This is a genomic window from Mesobacillus sp., from assembly GCF_047739415.1.
Classification (GTDB): Bacteria; Bacillota; Bacilli; order Bacillales; family Cytobacillaceae; genus Mesobacillus.
Map to the genome: position 1 here is coordinate 1 of NZ_JBIQOE010000047.1, position 3,873 is coordinate 3,873.

Annotated in this window: 4 protein-coding genes; all 4 read right to left on the bottom strand. The window is 39.1% G+C overall.

The features are described 5' to 3' along the window. Positions 1-361: 361 nt before the first annotated feature. The gene (locus ACH0QE_RS04370; protein WP_415799472.1) at positions 362-1,588 is read right to left on the bottom strand and encodes an ATP-binding protein; all 1,227 of its coding nucleotides are present in this window, start codon (positions 1,586-1,588) and stop codon (positions 362-364) included. Positions 1,589-1,761: 173 nt separating this feature from the next. Next, a complete protein-coding gene (locus tag ACH0QE_RS04375; RefSeq protein WP_415799473.1) occupies positions 1,762-2,115 on the bottom strand; it encodes an SCP2 sterol-binding domain-containing protein in 354 nt (117 codons plus the stop codon). A 120-nt stretch (positions 2,116-2,235) separates the two neighbouring features. Beyond that, positions 2,236-3,027 carry an ABC transporter permease gene (locus tag ACH0QE_RS04380; RefSeq protein ID WP_415799474.1) on the bottom strand — a complete coding sequence of 264 codons (792 nt, stop codon included), beginning with the start codon at positions 3,025-3,027 and terminating at the stop codon, positions 2,236-2,238. An 11-nt stretch (positions 3,028-3,038) separates the two neighbouring features. Then, positions 3,039-3,827 (bottom strand): ABC transporter permease, encoded by a 789-nt coding sequence (locus ACH0QE_RS04385; RefSeq protein WP_415799475.1) that lies wholly within the window; start codon positions 3,825-3,827, stop codon positions 3,039-3,041. Positions 3,828-3,873 lie beyond the last annotated feature (46 nt).

The window sequence follows — 3,873 nt, forward strand, 5'->3', positions numbered from 1 at the left end:
TAACATATGTTGGATTTATATAATAGTAGAAAATCTCAAAGGAAATGAACAATATATAAAATAAAGTAATAAACCACTTTAATGTTCTTTTTTCCTCATGATGTAAAGATGGATCCTTAAAAGAATTTTGCATTGCAGTACCTCGTTTTCTGTCTATTACTAAATCATTGTTTACCTTGATATCGCCATTATTCTTTTCAAATTAATAGTTTTAGTAAAATAAGGTTAAAAATGAATAATAAGACCTAGTTTACAAATGCCAACATTCGACATTTTTCTTCATTATAAACCAAAAGGACTATTATAAAAATAGTCCTTTTGGTTTATTTATTGGATGATTTTTCATTATTCGGCAATAGTTTTACTCAAAAATCGGAACCGATATAGTAACAGTTGTTCCTTTTTCCATTTCACTTTGAATATAAAATGTGCCTTCATGTTCTTCAATAATTTTTTTTGTTACCATCAAGCCTAATCCGTTTCCGTTTTGCTTGGTTGTATAAAATGGTTCTCCTAATTTAGCAAGTTTCTCTGGAGGAATACCACATCCTTCATCTCTGACTGAGATTAGAGCACGACCGTCATCAATTTTGGATTGAATGGTTACTTTCCCTCCATTAGGCATTGATTCCATCGCATTTTTTATTAAATTGATAAAAACTTGCTTCATCTGATTTTCGTCACATAATAGTACAGTTGAATCGTCTACATCATACTCAATATGAATATCTTTCCTTTGAGCATGAGGATCAATAACTGATATAACGTAATGGATTATATCAACAAGGTTTTTAGGTGTTTTAATAGCCGTATTAGGTTTTCCTAGAATCAGCAGGTCATTTACAATTGCATTGATTCTATCGATTTCATTTAGCATGATTGGATAGTATTGTTCGTCACCTTTATCCTTTTCCTGCTGCAACTGAGTAAAGCCTTTCAAAGATGATAATGGATTCTTAATTTCATGTGCAATTGCAGTTGCCATCTGTCCAATCACAGCCAATTTTTCTTTCTGTCTTAAATCCTCAAAGATAGAGGTTATGGCTTTAACATAAGATTGGAAGCGATTAAGCAATATCCAGGCAATTGTAGATATGAAAATTATTAGTCCCATCGGAACAAGTACTTCACCAGATTGGAAAACTAGTCCGGTTACAAGGTACTTAAGGAAAAATCCTAGAGTCATTGTCCAAAAGAAACGACTACTTACAAAAATCGGTGAAAATAGGATAAAATAAATTTCGAGTACATGTCCGTTGCCAAACTGCTTTTGTGTTCCCCAATAAATCATAAAGTTGTTTACAACGTCCAGCAGCATAAATGCTAAGAAGTAAATATATTTAATTTTTTCAGGCTGCCCTTTTTTTACTAAGTAAATAGCTAAGGGAATTAAAGCAAACAGGAATATATGAAAGAAGAAACCTAATCCTCCTAATGGCAAACCAACTTCTTGCTTATTAAAATAGGGGACTAGATAATAATAAACAAAATCATAGGGTACAAGGATTATATAAAAAGTCCACAAAAAGAACTTAACTGCTTTTACTTCTTCATAAACTAAAACCGAATTTTTTTTGAGTGGATCCATACGAATCTCCTTAAATCTGAAAACTTGATAGCCTTATTATATCAGGATGTGTCAGATCTTGTTACATTTTGTCTCATCATGCAATGAATTTTTAATAAATATTTTTTATGGGTAGAAAGGATTTTTTTATGGAATGAGAAAGAACCAAGCTTCATCCGCCTGGTCCTTTGTTGTTAAGCTGTTTCGCTTAGGTTGTATTCGTTGAGGATTCCTTCGAGTTTGAGTGCGAGTCCCATGCTGCCCTGGATTTTGAGTTTTCCTGTCATGAAGGCGGCTGTTCCGTTCAGCTTGCCCATGATCATCTTTTTGAAGTTTTTGTCTGAAAGCTTCATGGTGCAATCTGGGGTTCCTTCAGTACCTTCGACTACCCGTGCAGTTCCGTCAGATATAAATAGCTGGAACGTACCGGTGTCGTCGCCTGTAATATCATACTGATAAACAACATTCATGCCTTGAATCGGCTCTGGTCTTTCTTTCATGACCTTTTCGATTTCCTGCCATACTTCTCTAACTGACTTGTTATCCAATACACTCGCCACCTCTATCAAACTACTTTATTTTCATCATACCCGACTGAAGTCCCATGGGCAATCCGAATATGAACGTATTATCTGATAATTCCCTATATTTTACGGGTTGCTTTTAGCTTAACTGCCCGTACTTGCGAAAGCCTTCAAGCCTCTATTCCAAAATGCATAGGCAAGCACGCAGCAGACAATTGCTGCAACCGGCGTCCACAGCGCAAAATCCTTGTATCCAGACTTATCTATAAAATAAGCTGCTGGATAAAATGCCGTGAACCCGTAAGGAATGATCCAAGTCAGGAACATGCGAATTCCTTTGTGGTAGATCGTCAGTGGGTATCTGGCAAAATCGCTCAGGTTGAAGACCGCCCATACTATAGGAAGACTGTCGATCATCCAGAAGCTGAATGTCGCGAAAAATAAGTTAATGGCCACGAAAATCAATCCGGATGAGATGATCATAATGACCAGCATCGCAATTTCCGCTGCTCCCCAAACGAGGTCAAGCTGCGGAATCGCTGTTCCCAGAATGATTAATCCAATAATCAACTGGCCGAATCCATCCTGATGCAAACGATCAGCTACCACATGGAACAATGGGTTGACCGGCCTGATCAGCAGACGGTCAAGCTTCCCTGGCCTGATATACTGCCAGCCAAGCGTCCATAGATTATCAAAGAAAATCTGGTGGATCGAACGGCCCGTTGCCGCAATTCCGTAGATGAACAATATCTCATAAAACGACCAACCATTGATCTGCTCAATGTGGTCGAACACCACTTTCACAAAAAAGATGGAAGCGAACTGCTCAAGCATTACTGAGACGACACCAATCAAAAAGTCGATCCGGTACTCCATCATCACCTTCATATGGCTCTTCGCAAACTCCCAATATAATTTCGTATGTCGCCGCATAGAATCGCCTCCTAACCTCCAAAAATCGTAATCTGTTTAATCGCCTGCGACCAGATTACCCTTACCAAAACATATAATGAAATGAGCCAGAATAACTGAACTCCAAGTGCCATATACGCCTCCGTTCCGGTGATTAAGCCGGAATAAATTGATACAGGCAGATATACCATTGCCTGAAACGGGAGAAACTCTGTAATGGTTCTGAGCCAATCCGGGAAAAGTGTGATTGGTACCAACGCTCCCGAGAAAAACGTAATCATTGACTCCTTCAGTACTCTGACTCCCCAGACATTGACTGTCCAGAACGCGAGGACACCGACGAGAAAATCGAAGAACGTACCGATCCAGATTCCTACCAGCGCACTTACTGCGAAAAGCAAAATCGTCTCTGGCGATTTCGGGAAACTTAAATCCATAAAGAAGTAAGCAATCAATATCATCGGGATCGTTCCCTGAATCAAGTACATGACTTTCTCACCCACATCAACTGCGAACATTTTAAAAATCATATCGTAAGGACGCATCAACTCAATTGCTACCTGTCCCTCCTTGATATTTTCCGCAAGCTCATTGCCGACACCGCCAACAAATCCCTGCAGCAGCATTGCAATTACAATATAAGTAAGCATTGTTTCAAGATTAATATTTTGGATTGTCGTCTGGTTCGAATAGACCGCCTGCCAGAAGAAGTAAATTATCAGCAGCCGCATCACTGATGATACGGTCCCGGCCCAGTACCAGGCGGAATAGGCCGTGTTCTCCTGCATCCGCCCTTTAGCTATTTGCCAGTACTTTCTCATGCTCTCCCCCCTGTTCCTGCTTGTTGTACAGCTCCTCAACGATCGT

What these genes read in the sequence shown, in the direction of transcription:
- ACH0QE_RS04370 (WP_415799472.1), bottom strand. Translation starts at nt 1,588, where the DNA reads ATGGATCCACTCAAAAAAAATTCGGTTTTAGTTTATGAAGAAGTAAAA.
- ACH0QE_RS04380 (WP_415799474.1), bottom strand. Translation starts at nt 3,027, where the DNA reads ATGCGGCGACATACGAAATTATATTGGGAGTTTGCGAAGAGCCATATG.
- ACH0QE_RS04385 (WP_415799475.1), bottom strand. Translation starts at nt 3,827, where the DNA reads ATGAGAAAGTACTGGCAAATAGCTAAAGGGCGGATGCAGGAGAACACG.